The sequence below is a fragment of the Sphingomonas sp. MS122 genome, from assembly GCF_049532975.1.
Taxonomy (GTDB): Bacteria; Pseudomonadota; Alphaproteobacteria; order Sphingomonadales; family Sphingomonadaceae; genus Sphingomonas.
Map to the genome: position 1 here is coordinate 540,577 of NZ_CP186695.1, position 14,901 is coordinate 555,477.

Annotated in this window: 16 protein-coding genes; 6 read left to right on the top strand and 10 right to left on the bottom strand. The window is 70.5% G+C overall.

Annotated features, from left to right (window positions below; translation table 11 throughout):
- Nucleotides 1-8: 8 nt before the first annotated feature.
- Together ACO227_RS02570 and ACO227_RS02575 are read left to right on the top strand one after the other, a co-directional pair.
- On the top strand, nt 9-926 hold the full coding sequence (locus ACO227_RS02570; protein ID WP_423605021.1) for a hemolysin family protein: 918 nt from the start codon (nt 9-11) through the stop codon (nt 924-926).
- A complete protein-coding gene (locus tag ACO227_RS02575; RefSeq protein WP_423605022.1) occupies nt 923-2,302 on the top strand; it encodes a PQQ-dependent sugar dehydrogenase in 1,380 nt (459 codons plus the stop codon). The genes ACO227_RS02570 and ACO227_RS02575 overlap by 4 nt, the downstream gene beginning before the upstream one ends.
- Here ACO227_RS02575 and ACO227_RS02580 read toward each other — a convergent pair.
- Both ACO227_RS02580 and ACO227_RS02585 read right to left on the bottom strand, forming a co-directional pair.
- Nucleotides 2,274-2,705 (bottom strand): hypothetical protein, encoded by a 432-nt coding sequence (locus tag ACO227_RS02580; protein WP_423605024.1) that lies wholly within the window; start codon nt 2,703-2,705, stop codon nt 2,274-2,276. The two genes, ACO227_RS02575 and ACO227_RS02580, sit on opposite strands and share 29 nt — an antisense overlap.
- Nucleotides 2,702-3,004, bottom strand: coding sequence for a polyhydroxyalkanoic acid system family protein (locus ACO227_RS02585; RefSeq protein ID WP_423605026.1), 303 nt, complete (start codon nt 3,002-3,004; stop codon nt 2,702-2,704). The genes ACO227_RS02580 and ACO227_RS02585 overlap by 4 nt, the downstream gene beginning before the upstream one ends.
- Nucleotides 3,005-3,082: 78 nt before the next feature.
- On the opposite strand from ACO227_RS02585, the gene lnt reads away from it, so the two are divergent.
- Together lnt and metK are read left to right on the top strand one after the other, a co-directional pair.
- Nucleotides 3,083-4,648, top strand: coding sequence for an apolipoprotein N-acyltransferase (gene lnt, locus ACO227_RS02590; RefSeq protein WP_423605028.1), 1,566 nt, complete (start codon nt 3,083-3,085; stop codon nt 4,646-4,648).
- Nucleotides 4,649-4,729: 81 nt separating this feature from the next.
- Nucleotides 4,730-5,941, top strand: coding sequence for a methionine adenosyltransferase (gene metK / locus ACO227_RS02595; protein ID WP_423605030.1), 1,212 nt, complete (start codon nt 4,730-4,732; stop codon nt 5,939-5,941).
- Between the two features lie 237 nt (nt 5,942-6,178).
- On the opposite strand, the gene ACO227_RS02600 is transcribed toward metK, so the two are convergent.
- A complete protein-coding gene (locus tag ACO227_RS02600; protein WP_423605032.1) occupies nt 6,179-7,780 on the bottom strand; it encodes an amidase in 1,602 nt (533 codons plus the stop codon).
- Between the two features lie 143 nt (nt 7,781-7,923).
- Between ACO227_RS02600 and ACO227_RS02605 the strand changes: the two genes are divergently transcribed.
- Nucleotides 7,924-9,309: an RNB domain-containing ribonuclease gene (locus ACO227_RS02605; RefSeq protein ID WP_423605033.1), complete on the top strand. Its 1,386-nt coding sequence runs from the start codon at nt 7,924-7,926 to the stop codon at nt 9,307-9,309.
- 6 nt (nt 9,310-9,315) lie between these two features.
- On the opposite strand, the gene ACO227_RS02610 is transcribed toward ACO227_RS02605, so the two are convergent.
- Nucleotides 9,316-9,930, bottom strand: coding sequence for a phosphatase PAP2 family protein (locus tag ACO227_RS02610; RefSeq protein ID WP_423605034.1), 615 nt, complete (start codon nt 9,928-9,930; stop codon nt 9,316-9,318).
- Nucleotides 9,931-10,004: 74 nt separating this feature from the next.
- On the opposite strand from ACO227_RS02610, the gene trmB reads away from it, so the two are divergent.
- A complete protein-coding gene (trmB, locus tag ACO227_RS02615; protein ID WP_423605036.1) occupies nt 10,005-10,685 on the top strand; it encodes a tRNA (guanosine(46)-N7)-methyltransferase TrmB in 681 nt (226 codons plus the stop codon).
- Between the two features lie 12 nt (nt 10,686-10,697).
- On the opposite strand, the gene ACO227_RS02620 is transcribed toward trmB, so the two are convergent.
- The 6 genes from ACO227_RS02620 to sctJ are packed head-to-tail and all read right to left on the bottom strand — an operon-like array spanning nt 10,698 to nt 14,885.
- The gene (locus ACO227_RS02620; RefSeq protein ID WP_423605038.1) at nt 10,698-11,285 is read right to left on the bottom strand and encodes a hypothetical protein; all 588 of its coding nucleotides are present in this window, start codon (nt 11,283-11,285) and stop codon (nt 10,698-10,700) included.
- On the bottom strand, nt 11,276-11,743 hold the full coding sequence (locus tag ACO227_RS02625) for a hypothetical protein (RefSeq protein WP_423605040.1): 468 nt from the start codon (nt 11,741-11,743) through the stop codon (nt 11,276-11,278). The genes ACO227_RS02620 and ACO227_RS02625 overlap by 10 nt, the downstream gene beginning before the upstream one ends.
- Nucleotides 11,740-13,053, bottom strand: a complete 1,314-nt coding sequence (locus ACO227_RS02630; RefSeq protein ID WP_423605041.1) for a FliI/YscN family ATPase — start codon at nt 13,051-13,053, stop codon at nt 11,740-11,742. The genes ACO227_RS02625 and ACO227_RS02630 overlap by 4 nt, the downstream gene beginning before the upstream one ends.
- Nucleotides 13,043-13,648, bottom strand: coding sequence for a hypothetical protein (locus tag ACO227_RS02635; RefSeq protein ID WP_423605043.1), 606 nt, complete (start codon nt 13,646-13,648; stop codon nt 13,043-13,045). The genes ACO227_RS02630 and ACO227_RS02635 overlap by 11 nt, the downstream gene beginning before the upstream one ends.
- On the bottom strand, nt 13,645-14,139 hold the full coding sequence (locus ACO227_RS02640) for a hypothetical protein (RefSeq protein WP_423605045.1): 495 nt from the start codon (nt 14,137-14,139) through the stop codon (nt 13,645-13,647). The genes ACO227_RS02635 and ACO227_RS02640 overlap by 4 nt, the downstream gene beginning before the upstream one ends.
- Complete coding sequence (gene sctJ, locus ACO227_RS02645) at nt 14,136-14,885, bottom strand: type III secretion system inner membrane ring lipoprotein SctJ (protein ID WP_423605047.1); 750 nt, start codon at nt 14,883-14,885, stop codon at nt 14,136-14,138. The genes ACO227_RS02640 and sctJ overlap by 4 nt, the downstream gene beginning before the upstream one ends.
- Nucleotides 14,886-14,901 lie beyond the last annotated feature (16 nt).

Consider the following 14,901-nt stretch of genomic DNA (forward strand, 5'->3'; position numbering starts at 1 on the left):
CCCGGGAAATGGCGGACGGACCCAGTAGCAGCGGGAACGGCGACAGTAGCGGCGAAGGCGGCATATGGCGGGGCCTGCGCACCCTCCTGTTCGGAGAAGAGCAGAACGAAACGCTGCGTGAGCGGATCGAGGACGCGATCGACGAGGTCGAGGAGGACGGCGACGGCACGCCCGCCAAGAATGGCGACCTCTCCCCGCTCGAGCGCAAGATGCTGCGCAACCTCCTCCACTTCGGCGAGCGCGACGCGGGCGACGTCGGCGTCCCGCGCGCGGACATCATCGCGGTCGAGGAGAAGACGAGCTTCGCCGAGCTAGTCCAGCTCTTCGCCGAAGCGGGGCACAGCCGCCTGCCGGTCTATCGCGAGAAGCTCGACCGCGTGATCGGCATGATCCACATCAAGGACGTCTTCTCGAACCTCGCGGCCGGGGCCGGCCCGCCGGCCAAGATCACCGGCCTGATGCGCCAGCCGCTCTACGTCCCCCAGTCGATGGGCACGCTCGACCTGCTCGCCCAGATGCAGGCGAGCCGTACCCACCTCGCGATCGTGCTCGACGAATATTCAGGCACCGAGGGGCTGATCACGATCGAGGACCTGGTCGAGGAGATCGTCGGCGAGATCGACGACGAGCATGACGACGCGCCCGAGGCGCTGTTCGTGCCGCTTGACGACGGCGGCTGGGACGCCGACGCGCGCGCCGAGCTGGAGGATGTCGCTGCGGCGATCGATCCGCGGCTGGGCGAGGTCGAGGAGGATGTCGAGACGCTGGGCGGGCTCGCCTTCGTGCTGGCGGGCCATGTCCCCGAACCGGGCGAGTGCCTGAAGCACCCGAGCGGCTGGACGCTCGAGGTACTCGAGGCCGATGCAACCCGCGTCCGCCGCCTGCGCCTGCATCCGCCCGTCGAGCTGAAGGAACCTCAAGAATGAGCCGCCTGCGCATGTTCCTGATCGTGGGATTGGGGCTGATCCTGTTCGCCGCGGGCTTCTTCTGGTGGGTGAGCCGGCCCGACGTGGCGCGGCTCGATGCCAACGCCGTGGCCGGACAACGCCCGGAGCTCAGCAACCCTCGCGCCGAATCCTTCCCCACGGTCAAGGTCGCCAAGGCCGTGGGCTGGCAGGGCGACGCCAAGCCCAGTGCGGCGGCGGGACTCCAGGTCAACGCCTTCGCGCGCGGGCTCGACCATCCGCGCTGGCTCTATCGCCTGCCCAACGGCGACGTGCTGGTGGCCGAAAGCAATTCGCCGCCGCGCGAGGAGCGCGGGATCACCGACAAGGTGATGAAATGGCTGATGGGCCGTGCCGGCGCCGGCGTGCCCTCCGCCAACCGCATCACCCTGCTGCGCGATGCCGACGGCGACGGGGTGGCCGAGGCGCGCTCGGTGCTGCTCACCGCCGCCAACGGGCTCGATTCGCCGTTCGGCATGGTGCTGGTCGGCGAGACGCTCTACGTCGCCAACCATAACGCGCTGATCCGCTATCCCTTCAAGGTCGGAGAGACCAAGATCACCGCCAGGCCCGAGAAGGTCGTCGACCTGCCAGGGAACGGCAATCACTGGACCCGCGACGTGATCGCCAGCCCCGACGGCAACACGCTCTTCGTCAGCGTCGGCTCGGCCTCGAACATCGCCGAGAAGGGCCTCGAGCTGGAGAAGAACCGCGCGACGATCCTGTCGGTCGATCCCAGGGCGAAGCGCGCGACGATCTTCGCTTCGGGCCTGCGCAACCCCGTCGGCATGGCACTCAATCCGGATACCCGGCGGCTGTGGGTGGTGGTCAACGAGCGCGACATGCTCGGCTCGGACATGCCGCCCGACTATATGACGCAGGTCGATTTCGGCAGCTTCTATGGCTGGCCGTGGAATTATTGGGGCGGGTACGTGGACAAGCGCGTGAGCCCGGGCCGCCCGGACCTGCGCGAATATACCGCGCGGCCGGACTTCGCGCTCGGCGCGCATACCGCGCCGCTGGGTCTGACCTTCGCACAGGACCTGCGGCTCGGGCCGAACTATCTGAACGGCGCGTTCGTCGGCCTGCACGGCTCGTGGAACCGCGTGCCAGCGACGGGCTACAAGGTCGTCTATGTGCCCTTCGGCGCGCGCGGCCTGCCCGCACCGGGCGCCAAGCCGGTCGATGTGCTGACCGGCTTTCTCGACGCCGAGGGCCAGGCACAGGGACGGCCCGTCGGCGTGACCGCGGACAGGACCGGCGCGCTGCTGGTCGCGGACGATGTCGGCAACGTGATCTGGCGCGTGAGCGCGCCGGGTGCTTCCGCGCCTATCGCTCCACCTGCGGCAGCGCAATAAGTTCGTCGCGGCTGGTCGCGGCGCGCAGGTCCCAGCCGTCGCCGTCCGCCACCGCGGTCAGCCGGGCGAGCGGCAGCCGCACGAAGCGGTCGGGATCGGTGTCGTCGATCTCGATCACGACGTCGACGATATTGCCCGAGGCGTCGGTCTCGACCCGGTGCACGTCGCCGAGGTCGGTGCCGCGCACATCGACCAGGCCGGCGTCCTCGATCTGTCTCGTCGTCAGCCCGAAGGCAGTGCCAGGCCCCGAGGCGGAGGGCAGCGCCTTCGGCGTCAGTACCGGCGCGGGCGCCACGATGGCACCGTTGCTGGTCAGCTCGGTGCCCGCGGGAGGCTCGGGCGGATCGTCCGAACAGGCGGCGAGGCCGAGCAGAAGGGCGAGCAGCGGTCGGTTCGTCATCATTCGAGCAGCTTGGGCGCTTCCTTCTGCAGCTTCTCGCGGATCTTGCCGGCGAACAGCGCGAGCATCGGCGGCAGGTCGACCTCGGCATGGACTCGATCGTCGAACACCTCGAGCCGGCTCGCCACGCTCTGCCCCATCGCCGTCACGGTGAAGTGCAGCGTGTCGCCCTGCCAGCTTTCCTTGACGGTTCCGCCGCCGGGAAACATGTCGCCGATCTTGCCCACCCCGCTGGCGAGGCGGGCACGGGCGCCCTCGCGGCCGAGCTTGTGCGGGATATCGACGATGACGGGTTCGGTCATGATGCTTCCTTGGTGTACTGGCGCCTTAATACGCCGCATGCTTGTATCTGTCACCGTCTGGCCCGATAGCGGCGCACGATGCAGCTGCCCCGTCCCCGCCTGATCGCGCTCGTTGCCGGCGCCACCTCCGCCACCGCCTTCGCCCCGCTCGACTGGTGGGTCGTGGGCCTCGTCTGCATCGCGATCCTGTTGCGGCTGACGCACGAGGCGCCGACGCTCAAACAGGCGCTGCTGCGCGGCTGGCTGTTCGGGCTCGGCCATTTCACCGTCGGCAACAACTGGATCCAGCACGCCTTCGACTATCAGGACAAGATGCCGCCGGCGCTGGGCTATCTCGCAGTGGTGCTGCTCTCGCTCTATCTCGCCGTCTATCCCGCGATCGCGATGGGGCTGGCGTGGCGCTTCGGGCGGATGGGCGCCGCGGTGCGGTGCAAGCCCGACCTGCCCTTCATGCTGGTCTCGGGCGCGGCGTGGACGGTCACCGAATATCTGCGCGGCGTGATGTTCACCGGCTATCCGTGGAACCCGCTCGGGGTGATCTGGCTCCCGTTGCCCGGCATTTCCCAGCTCGCGGCGTTCATCGGTACCTATGCGCTGTCCGGACTGACCGTCGCGGTGGCGGGCACCCTCTACCTCGCGTCGCGGCGCCAATGGCGTCCGGCCGCTGGCGCCGCCGTGGCGCTGCTCGCGGTTGCGCTGCTGCTCAATCCCGCCGTTACCCCGCCCGCCGCAAACGCACCGCTGGTCCGCGTGCTCCAGCCCAATGTCGGGCAGGAAGCGACGCTCGACGGCACCTATGCCCAGAAGGCGATGGCGGCGCTCACCCGCCTGTCGAACGATCGCGTGACGATCCTGCCCGGCGGCCCGGTCCCGCGCCTGATCGTGTGGCCCGAAGGCACGGTCGATTACTGGATCGAGGAGGGCTATCCGCCCGAATGGTACGGCAAGGGCGATCCGCGCACGATCCGCCAGATGATCGCGATGACGCTGGGGCCGAAGGACATGGCGCTGGTCGGGGGCAACGCGCTGCTGTTCGGCGGCGACCGCACGCTCGACGCCGCGACCAACTCGGTGTTCGCGATCGACCCCACCGGCGCGATCCGCGGCCGCTACGACAAGGCGCATCTGGTGCCCTATGGCGAGTATCTGCCGATGCGTTCGATCCTGAAGCCGCTCGGCCTGTCGCGGCTGGTGATGGGCGACATCGACTTCCGCCCCGGGCCGGGACCGCAGACGCTGGAGGTGCCGGGTTTCGGTGCGATCGGGATGCAGATCTGCTACGAGATCATCTTCTCGGGCCAGACCGTGGACCCGAGGAACCGCCCCGCGATTCTGTTCAATCCCTCCAACGACGCCTGGTTCGGCAGCTGGGGGCCGCCCCAGCATCTCGCACAGGCGCGGATGCGGGCGATCGAGGAGGGGCTGCCGATCCTGCGCTCGACCCCAACCGGCATCTCGGCGATCGTCGACGCGCGCGGCCGGATCGTCGCCGCGGCCGGCCCGGGCGAGACCAAGGCGATCGAGGCGCCGATGCCCGCGGCATTGCCCCCCACCCTCTTCGCACGGCTCGGCAATTGGCTGGCCTTCTTGGTCGCCGGGCTGCTGCTCGCCTGCGCGATTGCCATTCGCCGCTTCGCCCGCTAGTGGCCCGCATATAACAAAAGCTTTATATCGAACCCGTTCGACTTCGGGCATGGCAACGGCCCGGGCATCATGAGGAAAATCATGCGTTCCAACTATCTCTTCACCTCCGAATCGGTCTCCGAAGGCCATCCCGACAAGGTCGCCGACCAGATCAGCGACGCGATCGTCGACCTGTTCCTGTCCAAGGACCCCGAGGCGCGCATCGCCTGCGAGACGCTGACCACCACCCAGCTGGTCGTGCTGGCCGGCGAGATCCGCGGCAACGGCATCATGGATACCGAGGGCAACTGGGCCCCGGGCGTCGAGGAAGAGGTCGAGAAGGCCGTCCGCGAGACGGTGAAGCGGATCGGCTACGAGCAGTCGGGCTTCCACTGGGAGACGCTGCGCTTCGAGAACAACCTGCACCCGCAATCGGCGCATATCGCGCAGGGCGTGGACGCCAGCGGCAACAAGGACGAGGGCGCGGGCGACCAGGGCATCATGTTCGGCTATGCCGCCGACGACACGCCCGACCTGATGCCGGCGACGCTCGACTACAGCCACAAGATCCTGGCGCAGATGGCCGCCGACCGCCATTCGGGCAAGGCGCCGTTCCTCGAGCCCGACGCCAAGAGCCAAGTCACGCTGCGCTACGAGGGCAGCAAGCCCGTCGCCGCGACCGCGATCGTCGTCTCGACCCAGCATGCCCCGGGCTATGACCAGGGCGAGAAGGAAGCCGAGCTGCACGCCTATGTGAAGTCGGTGGTCGCCGACGTGATCCCGGCCGCGCTGCTCAGCGACGAGACCGTCTATCACATCAACCCGACCGGCTCGTTCGAGATCGGCGGCCCCGATGGCGACGCGGGTCTTACCGGCCGCAAGATCATCGTCGATACCTATGGCGGCGCCAGCCCGCATGGCGGCGGCGCGTTCAGCGGCAAGGACCCGACCAAGGTCGACCGTTCGGCGGCGTACATCACCCGCTACCTCGCCAAGAACATCGTCGCAGCCGGCCTCGCGCAGCGCTGCACGATCCAGCTCGCCTATGCGATCGGCGTGTCCAAGCCGCTGTCGCTCTATGTCGACACGCACGGCACCGGCACCGTCGGCGACGACAAGATCGAGGAAGCGATCCAGCGGATCGAGAAGCTGGGCGGCCTGACCCCGCGCGGCATCCGCACGCATCTCGGCCTCAACAAGCCGATCTATCAGAAGACCGCAGCATACGGTCATTTCGGCCGCAAGGCCGAGGGCGACTTCTTCCCGTGGGAGAAGACCGACCTGGTCGAGGACCTCAAGGCCGCGCTGGCCTGATCCCAGGCCCCGGCAACGGGCAGAAGAAGGTGGCGATCCCGGGCGGATCGCCGCTTTTTCTGCTTCCGCGTCGAAAAATCACAAAGATCACGCTGACGCGCGCGCGGGGGCGAAAAGCCGGAAAGTGCCAAAAGTCACACTGCTACGCGCGAGGCAGCCGGGACGCGATTCAACCTGTCAAAGACGGCGCCGAGCCAAGCAGGCGGAGTCCAACATTTCAAGCTCGCGGCGCCGGCCTCAGCGGATGCCCTCGATCCCCGCGCCCGCGTCCACGCTCGGACGATAGCCGGGCTTCACCCGTGCGCGCGATGCCTGCTCAAAGGCATAGCCGAGCTCGAGCAGGCGCGCGTCGCTCCACTCGGGGCCGATGAAGGACAGGCCGACCGGCAGCCCGCCGACCAGCCCCATCGGCACGGTGAGGTGCGGATAGCCCGACACCGCGGGCAGCTGGCTCGCGCTGGGACCGCTCGATTGGTCGCCATGCACCGGATCGGAGAGCCAGGCGGGGCCGGTGCTGGGCGCGACGATCGCGGCGATCCGGGCGCTCGCCAGCGCGGTATCGATCGCCGCGGCCGCGCGGCGGCGGCTGTCGTCGCGCGTCTTCGCATAGGCCGGGTCGTCCATGCCGGCAGTCTTCTGCGTCGTCTCGAAGATGTCCTGGCCGAAATAGGCGAGTTCCACCTTCGACGCCTCGTTGAAGGCGATGACGTCGGCGAGGGTGCGCACCTTCACCGATGCGGGCGCGGTGGCGAGATAGGCGGCGAGGCGGCTTTTGAGCTCCAGCTGGAACAGGCGGAACTCGGCCTGGCTCAATCCCTCGGGAACGGCCAGCTTGATCTCGACCAATTCGGCGCCGGCGGCACGCAGCACGGCGAGCTGCGCGTCATATTGCGCCGCCAGCGACGCGCGCATCTGCGGCCGCACCACACCGAGGCGGACGCCCTTGAGGCTGGCTCGGGCCCAGTCGGGGGTCAACGCGGCGCGGCGGGCGTCTGCCTCGGCGGTTGCCGCATCCGCCCGATCGGTGCCGATCATCGCCGCGAACAGCACCGCCGCATCCTTGACGCTGCGTGCCATCGGCCCGGGGGTGTCCTGGCTGATGCTGATCGGCACGACATGGGTGCGGCTGATCGCGCCGAGCGTGGGCTTCAGTCCGACCAGTCCGTTCATCGACGAGGGGCAGGTGATCGAGCCGTCGGTCTCGGTCCCCACCCCCACCGCGGCGAGGCTGGCGGCGATCGCGGCGCCGGTGCCGCTCGACGAACCGCACGCGCTGCGGTCGAGCGCATAGGGGTTTCGCACCAGGCCGCCGACCGCGCTCCACCCGCTCATCGAAGCGGTGTCGCGGATGTTCGCCCATTCGGAGAGGTTGGTCTTGCCGAGGACGATCGCACCGGCCGCGCGCAACCTGGCTACCAGCGGGGCGTCGCGGCGGGTGAAATTGTCCTTGAGCGCGAGGCTGCCGGCGGTGGTTGCGTTCTCCGCCGTGTCGATATTGTCCTTGATCAGCACCGGGATGCCGAACAGCGGCCCGCGCGCGATGCGCAGCCGCCGGTCGCGGTCGGCCTTGCGCGCCTGTTCCAGCGCCAGCGGGTTGAGCGCGATCACGCTGCGCAGCTTCGGACCCGCGCGGTCGAGCAGGCGGATGCGATCGAGATAGGCTTGCGTCAGCTGTTCGCTGGTGAGCTCGCCGCGGGCGAGCATCGCCTGAAGCTCGTCGATCGATTTCTCGTCGATCTGGCGCGCAAGCGGCGGAAGCTCGGCAGGGACGATATCGCCTTGCCGGGCCGAACCGGGTGCCGCCAGCGCCAATGCCATGATCGCCCAGCCGTACCGCATCACTTCCCCCGATTTCGCGGCGAAGATACCGGCCCGTTTCGGCGGCGCAACCGCCTCCGGCGCCGGACGGGCAACAGCTCGGATATATCGGGCGACGTTTCCTGCCTTCTTTCATCGCAAGCTCCGCATTACCTTCTCCAGCGATGAAGACGATCCGCGATCCCGCCCATGCCCTCGCTCGCGAGCTCGCCGCGATCCGGGCCGAGTTCCAGGTGCCGGACGGCTTCCCGCCCGCGGTCCTGGCAGCCGCCGAGATCGTGGCGACCCGCGCGCCGACCAATCATGCCGACTGGACGCACCGGCCGTTCGTGACGCTCGATCCGGCGAGCGCGACCGATCTCGACCAGGCCTTCTGCATCGAGGCGGCGGGTGGCGACCTGATCCTCCACTACGCCATTGCCGATGTCGCGTGGTTCGTCGACGAGGGCGGACCGATCGATGCCGAGGCGTGGGCGCGCGGCGAGACGCTGTATCTGCCCGACGGCAAGGCCGGGCTCTATCCGCCGGTGCTGGCCGAGGGCGCGGCGAGCCTGCTGCCCGACGGGCCGCGGCCGGCGGTGGTGTTCAGCGTGCGGGTGGCGCCGGACGGCGCGGTGAAGCTCGATGCGGCGACGCGCGCGGTGATCCGGAGCCGCGCCAAGCTCGCCTATGCGACCGTGCGCGCCGAAGACCTGCCCGCGGACTTTGCCGAGCTCTCACGGCGAATCACCCAGGCCGAAGCCGAACGCGGCGCGGCCCGCGTCGACCCGCCGGAACAGGAGGTGTCGGAAGGACCCGACGGCGCGCTCGCGCTGGTGTTCCGCACGCGGCACGCCTCCGAGGATCGCAACGCCGCGCTCTCGCTCGCGTGCAACATGGCGGTGGCCGACGCGCTGATCGCGCACGAGACCGGGCTGTTCCGCGTGATGGCAGAGCCGAGCGATCACGCGGTACGGCGGTTGCGGCACACGGCGCGTGCCTTCGGCGTCGACTGGCCCGAACAGGCGACCCTCACCCAGTTCGAGCGGGCGCTGGATCCCGCCGACACGCGTCATGCCGCATTGATGCTGGCGATCCGCCGCGCGGGCAACGGCGCGGGCTATCAGCCGTTCCGCGCCGGAGAGACGCCGTGGCATGCCGCGGTCGCGGCGTCCTATGCCCATGCCACCGCGCCCCTGCGGCGGCTCGCCGACCGCTATGTCGTGCAGGCCGTGCTGGCGGTCGCCCATGGGCGTTCGGTGCCGGGATATGTGAGCGACGCCTTCGCCCGGCTCCCCAAGGTGATGGCCCGGGCCGGATCGCGCGCCGGGCAGGTCGACCGCGCGGTGATCGACATGGCGGAGGCGGTGATGCTGGCCGGCAACGAGGGCGAGACGTTCGCCGCGCTGGTGACCGACATCGGCGAGCGCGGCGCGTCGATCCAGCTGCGCGAGCTGCCGGTGACGGCGCGGGTCGATGCCTCGGGACTGACGCCGGGTGACGCGCTCGCGGTCCGCCTGACCCGGGCGGACCCGCACGCGCGGCAGATCGCGTTCGAGCGGGTGAGCTGAGCGGGATCAGCGCCGCGCCCGCGGGGCGCCGAGCCGTCGCATCGCCGCGTCGACCAGCCATTCCGAGAGGAAGCCGATCGCGGCGCCGGCGACGATGTCGGTCGGGAAATGCGCGCGGCGGGGTACCTGTACCAGCGCGATGACGCCGGCAGCGACTCCAGCGGGGAGCGCGAGGCGCGGATAGCCATGGGCGATCGCGCGGGCGGTGGCGACCGCGCCGGCGGTATGGCCCGAGGGGAAGGAGGACCACGGGCTCTCGCTGGAGGCATCGCTGCCGGCGTTCTCGAGCTCGTAGCGCCCGTCCTTCAGCATCTTGTACGGCCGCGTGCGATCGATGCGGCGCTTGACCGCGTGCTTGAAGCCGGTGGCGACGAGTTCGCTCGCCAGCATGCGCAGCCCGGTACGGGTCAGGTCAGGCCGCTTCGCCAGCAGGCCCGCGACGGTGGTGGCGAGCGATGCCGCGATCAGCGGCGGCTGGTCGGCGATTTCGCTCGCGCCGCCGAGCAACCGGACGAGCGGGTTGCGGTGATACTGGCCGGCGCGGGTCGCGATCACGGCATCGGCATGCTCGATCGCGCTGGCGTGCTTCGCCGATTTGGGCGGCTTCTTGCGCTTGCTCATGACGTCTCAACCGGCGGGCGCGCCAAAAGTTCGCCGGTTCACAGGCGCGCCGCGGACGGCTAGGGCCGCACGCCATGAACGATCCCGCGAAGATCCGCCGTCTCTATGGCCGCGCCAAGGGCCACAAGCTGCGCGCCGGCCAGGCGACCCTGGTCGAGGAGATGCTGCCGCAGGTGGCGGTGCCGAAGACCGGGCCGCTCGATGCCGCGACATTGTTCGGAGACAGGCGTCCGCTGGAGCTCGAGATCGGCTTCGGCGCGGGCGAGCATCTCGCCGGACAGGCGGCGATGCGGCCGAACCATGGCTTCATCGGCTGCGAGCCTTTCCTCAACGGCGTGGTCGGCGCGCTCATCCACATCCGCGACGGCGAACTCGGCAATGTCCGGCTGCACATGGGCGATGCGCTCGACGTGGTCGAGCGGCTGCCCGATGCGAGCCTCGAGCGCGTCTATCTGCTCCACCCCGATCCCTGGCCCAAGGCGCGGCACGCCAAAAGGCGGATGGTCAACCACGGCCCGCTCGACCTGATCGCATCCAAGCTCAAGCCCGGCGGCGAGTTCCGGCTGGGCACCGACGACCCGACCTATTGCCGCTGGGCGATGATGGTGATGAACCAGCGGCGCGACTTCGCCTGGCAGGCGCGGCAGGCCGGCGATTTCCTCACCCGCCCCGCCGACTGGCCCGAGACCCGCTACGAGCGCAAGGCGCGGCGGCAGGGGCACGAGGTGTGGTACTTCCGCTATCTGCGCGTCTAGCGCGCGCGGCGGTCAGGATCGGGTGACCTCGATCGAGCTGACACGGTGACCGCGCGCCTCGAGGCGCGATCGCAGCGCCTCGCGCTGTTGCTGGTCGGCATCCGAGCCGGAGCGAGTCTGGACCTCGACCGACAGCCCGCCGGCGGCGTCGCTGCGGACGACCGCGTGGGAAGCGAGCCAGCGCTGGTCGGTCATCGTCAACTGGCTCTCGGCGCCGGCAATCTGGCTCGGCAGACCGATTCGGCTCTGGAACTCATAATAGCTGGACGCGATTTCCGCGGCGCTGCCGGCGGCGAGGGTGCCATCGGCCGGCGCAGCGGCGAGCTGAGCCGTGGCCGTCGCCACGGTTCCATGCGCCACATCGCCTGAGCCCCGATCATCGCCGCCATCCTGCAGGAAACGCTGCACGAAGGACGGGTCGAACGGCGTCAGCCCTTCGCGGCCCGCCAGGCCAGGGTCCGGCGCCTCGCCGTCGCGCATCCGGCGCATCGCCTCCTCGAACTTGGAGCGGGTCTCAGCCTTCGGCGCGGGTTCGCCGTTGCGGCTGGCCGGAGTCGCGCGCGCCGGCTGCGCCTCGCTGCTGGAAGGAGTCACGCCCATGCCACCCTCCCCGCCGCGGCGGTGCGCTCATTGGCCTCGTCCGACAAGCGCCGGTCGCGCGCGCGGCGATCGGCGCTGCGCATGCGCTGGACCAACGCGGCGAGCGCGTCCTGCCGCGCCTTCGCGCGCAGCCATTTGCGGCGCGCCTCGCGCAGCTTCTCCTGTGCCTCGGCCAGCGCCTGACGCGCGCTGGCGACGAGCTGCTGCGCTTCGGCCAGGGCGGCTTCGCACGCGTCGACGAAGCTGCGGACGAACTCGTCGGCGGGGCGCAGCGCGCGGTCGCATATGGCCTGCGCCAGCCGCTCGCCTGCGCGGCGCTCGCGCCGCGCCGCGCGCTCGACCGCCGCGGCCTCGCGCTCGGTGCGGGCAACCGCCTCGGCGGTCGCGCGCGAGCAACGCTCGACGTCGCGCGCGCGCAGTTGCTGCAGCTGCTCCATCTGGATCATTCGGCCGGTCATGAATCGAACCCTCTCAACAACGCCAGGGTCACGGGAAAGCCGATCCGCTCGTCGAGCGGCTGGCACAGGAACGCGTCGAGCGCCTCGCGCTGCGCCAGCGCGCGATCGGCGGCGGCGTCCTGGCCGGGCTTGTAGTCGCCGACCTGGAGCAGGATCTCGATCTCGTCGAGCTTGGCGAGATGCGTGCGCAGCGCGACCGCGGCGCTTTGCTGGGCGCGCTCGGTGAGCTGGCCCATCAGGCGGCTCTGGCTCGCGAGGATGTCGATCGCGGGATAATGACCGCGCGCGGCGAGCTTGCGCGAGAGATAGATGTGGCCGTCGAGCAGCGAGCGCACTTCCTCGCCGATCGGATCGTCCTCCTCGTCCTCGAGCAGCACGGTGTAGATGCCGGTGATCGCGCCCGCGGCATCGGTGCCGGTGCGCTCGAACAGCCGCGGCAACTCGGCGAAGACCGAGGGCGGGAAGCCGCGGCGCACCGGCGGCTCGCCGGTCGCCAGCCCGATCTCGCGCAGCGCGCGCGAGAAGCGGGTGACCGAATCCATCAGCAACAGGACATGCTTGCCCTCGGCGCGCAGCCCCTCGGCGATCGCGGTGGCGGCATGCGCGGCGCGGGCACGCTCGAGCGCGGGACGGTCGGAGGTGGCGACGACCACGACCGAGCGCGCGAGCCCCGCCTCGCCCAGATTGTCTTCGACGAACTCGCGCACCTCGCGGCCGCGCTCGCCGATCAGCGCGATGACGATCGCGTCGGCCTCGGCCTGGCGCGCGAGCGTGGCGAGCAGCGTCGACTTGCCTCCGCCCGCCGCAGCGAACACGCCGACGCGCTGGCCGCGGCCGAGCGGGAGCACGCCGTCGATCGCGCGGATGCCCGTCTCGACCAACCGCTCGATGCGCTCGCGCTGCATCGGGTTGGGCGCCTCGCCATAGAGCGGGCGATGGCTGTCGGCGCGGATCGCCGGGCCGCCGTCGAGCGGCTGGAGGCGTGCGTCGACGATGCGGCCGAGCAGGCTCTCGCCCACCGGCACGCGGTCCTCGCCCACACGCACCACGACTTCGGTCTCGTTGGACAGGCCGCGCAGGTCGCCGAGCGGGGCGAGCAGCGCCTCGCCATCGGCGATGCCGACGACCTCGGCCATCATCACCGTTTCGTCCGCGGGGCCGAGCATCGCGCAGGTCTGGCCGATCCGCGCCGAGATGCCGGAGACGCGGATCGAAGTGCCGACCGCGCCGCGCACCCGCCCGCGCTGCTCGAAGGCCGGCGCCTCGCCGAGCTGGCGGACGAGATCGCTGACGCGCGACTCAATCGACATGCGCGGTCCCCCAGCGTTCGGCGAGCTCGTCGAGTTGGCGGTCGAGATCGGCGATGATGCGGCTGTCGGGGCCGGTGATTCGGCATTGCCGTTCGCCGAGTAGCGGGTCGGCGCGGACCGTGATCGTCGCCTCACCCTCGATCGTCGCGAGCCCCGCCTCGACCTCGGGCGCGATCGTGGGCGCGACTTCCACTGTCACCGGGCCCTGCGGCACCACCGCGCGCGCGGCGCGCAGCGCCACCCCCTGCATCATCGCCGCGTCGCCGAGCTCGCCGGCGATCTGGCGCAGCGCGGCGAGCGCGAGCGAGGCGATCTCCTCTTCTCCGAAGCGACGATGCGCGTCGGCCTGGGCCGAGAGGCGCGCGACCGCTTCGGAGAATTCGCGCCGCCCGTTTTCGTATCCGTCGCGATAGCCGCGCTCGCGCGCTTGCGTCTCCACTATCGCCGCCGCGCCCTCGCGCCGCACCGCCTCGGCGCGCAGCCGGTCGAGCAGCGCCATGGCATCGGCAAGCGGTTGGCGCTCGCGCGCCTTCACCACTGGCGTGTCGCTGGCGAGAAGCGAATGGCCGTCGCTGTAGAGCAGGTGATAGCTCATGCGCGCGTTCCCCGCGCGACGCGCTCGGCCAGCGCGACCTGCCTCGCGGCGTCGCGATCGGAAGCGGAGGCCAGTCCCATCGCCGCGGCGAGCGCATGCGGCAATGCGCGCTCGGCGACCTGCCGGCCCTGTTGCGTGAGCTTCGCCGCGGGCGCGAGCGGCGCCGCGCCGCCCGCGGGCAATTCGAGTACCGCCTCCAGCGCCGCTTCACCCACCGGTTCGGCATAGGCGCGCAACATGGCGCCATCGATCATCTCGGGCAGCGCATCGCGCGCGGCGACCAGTGCGGCGATGCGCCAGAAGCGCTCGGTCTCATCATCGCCGAGTCCGGGCCACGCAGGCCAGCGCCGCAGCTCGGCGAGCGGTACGCGCGCCGCCGGGCGATGCTCGACCCGCGCCGCGAACCGGCCCGCGCGCGTCGTCGCCATGCCGGCGGTGCCGGCGGCATGTGCGATCTCGGCGAGCCGCAGGCGAGTGCCGCGCCCGCTCATCCGCCATGCTCCGCCTTGGCGGGAACGCCCGCCGCGGGGCGCCGGCGGCGTCGGCGCAGCAGCAGCCACGCCGGCCAGGCCAGCGCCACGAGCACCAGCAGGACGCGCGTCAGCGGCGTGTCGAACCGCGCGACAGTCAGCTCGGGCGCCGCCGGGGCGGTCTGGCTCGCGACCATGACGACCGAGACCTTGTCGTACTCCAGTCCCTCGATCGCGTTGGTGACGAGACTCTTGATCGCGCCGGTCTGGCTGCGCACGTCGAAACCGGGCCGGTACTTGACGAACACCGAGGCCGAGGAGGGCTTGGTCTCCTTCGAGAGCGGATCGGTCTGCGGGATGGCGAGGTGGACGCGCGCCTCGGCGACGCCGTCGATCGCGCTCACCGTCTCGCTCAGCTCCTGCGACAGGCCATAGATCAGGCGCGCGCGCTCCTCGGTCGGCGAGGAGACGAAGCCCTTCTTGGCGAAGACGTCGCCGAGCGACTGGAATTCCTCGCGCGGCAGTCCGTTGGCCTTGAGCACCTCGACCGCGCGGCTGAACTGGTCGGGGCTGACCACCACGCTCCACTCGCCCTCGCCCGCGCCTTCCTTGCGCGCGCTGATATTGGCGTTGCGCAGCGCGGCGATCATCTCGTTCGCCTGCTTCTCCTTGAGCTTGCCATAGACCTCCTGGTCGCCGCACGCCGACAACGTCAGCGTCGCGGCGGCGAGGCCGGCGGCAAGCAGCGCGCGGGCGAACTTCGTCACGACCTACTCCTTCGCC

Excerpts from the sequence above, each read along its gene's own strand:
- ACO227_RS02570 (WP_423605021.1), top strand. The coding sequence starts at position 9 with ATGGCGGACGGACCCAGTAGCAGCGGGAACGGCGACAGTAGCGGCGAA.
- ACO227_RS02620 (WP_423605038.1), bottom strand. The coding sequence starts at position 11,285 with ATGGGCGTGACTCCTTCCAGCAGCGAGGCGCAGCCGGCGCGCGCGACT.
- ACO227_RS02600 (WP_423605032.1), bottom strand. The coding sequence starts at position 7,780 with ATGCGGTACGGCTGGGCGATCATGGCATTGGCGCTGGCGGCACCCGGT.
- trmB (WP_423605036.1), top strand. The coding sequence starts at position 10,005 with ATGAACGATCCCGCGAAGATCCGCCGTCTCTATGGCCGCGCCAAGGGC.
- lnt (WP_423605028.1), top strand. The coding sequence starts at position 3,083 with ATGCAGCTGCCCCGTCCCCGCCTGATCGCGCTCGTTGCCGGCGCCACC.
- ACO227_RS02610 (WP_423605034.1), bottom strand. The coding sequence starts at position 9,930 with ATGAGCAAGCGCAAGAAGCCGCCCAAATCGGCGAAGCACGCCAGCGCG.
- ACO227_RS02575 (WP_423605022.1), top strand. The coding sequence starts at position 923 with ATGAGCCGCCTGCGCATGTTCCTGATCGTGGGATTGGGGCTGATCCTG.
- ACO227_RS02630 (WP_423605041.1), bottom strand. The coding sequence starts at position 13,053 with ATGTCGATTGAGTCGCGCGTCAGCGATCTCGTCCGCCAGCTCGGCGAG.
- ACO227_RS02605 (WP_423605033.1), top strand. The coding sequence starts at position 7,924 with ATGAAGACGATCCGCGATCCCGCCCATGCCCTCGCTCGCGAGCTCGCC.
- ACO227_RS02580 (WP_423605024.1), bottom strand. The coding sequence starts at position 2,705 with ATGATGACGAACCGACCGCTGCTCGCCCTTCTGCTCGGCCTCGCCGCC.
- ACO227_RS02585 (WP_423605026.1), bottom strand. The coding sequence starts at position 3,004 with ATGACCGAACCCGTCATCGTCGATATCCCGCACAAGCTCGGCCGCGAG.
- ACO227_RS02635 (WP_423605043.1), bottom strand. The coding sequence starts at position 13,648 with ATGAGCTATCACCTGCTCTACAGCGACGGCCATTCGCTTCTCGCCAGC.
- ACO227_RS02625 (WP_423605040.1), bottom strand. The coding sequence starts at position 11,743 with ATGACCGGCCGAATGATCCAGATGGAGCAGCTGCAGCAACTGCGCGCG.
- metK (WP_423605030.1), top strand. The coding sequence starts at position 4,730 with ATGCGTTCCAACTATCTCTTCACCTCCGAATCGGTCTCCGAAGGCCAT.
- ACO227_RS02640 (WP_423605045.1), bottom strand. The coding sequence starts at position 14,139 with ATGAGCGGGCGCGGCACTCGCCTGCGGCTCGCCGAGATCGCACATGCC.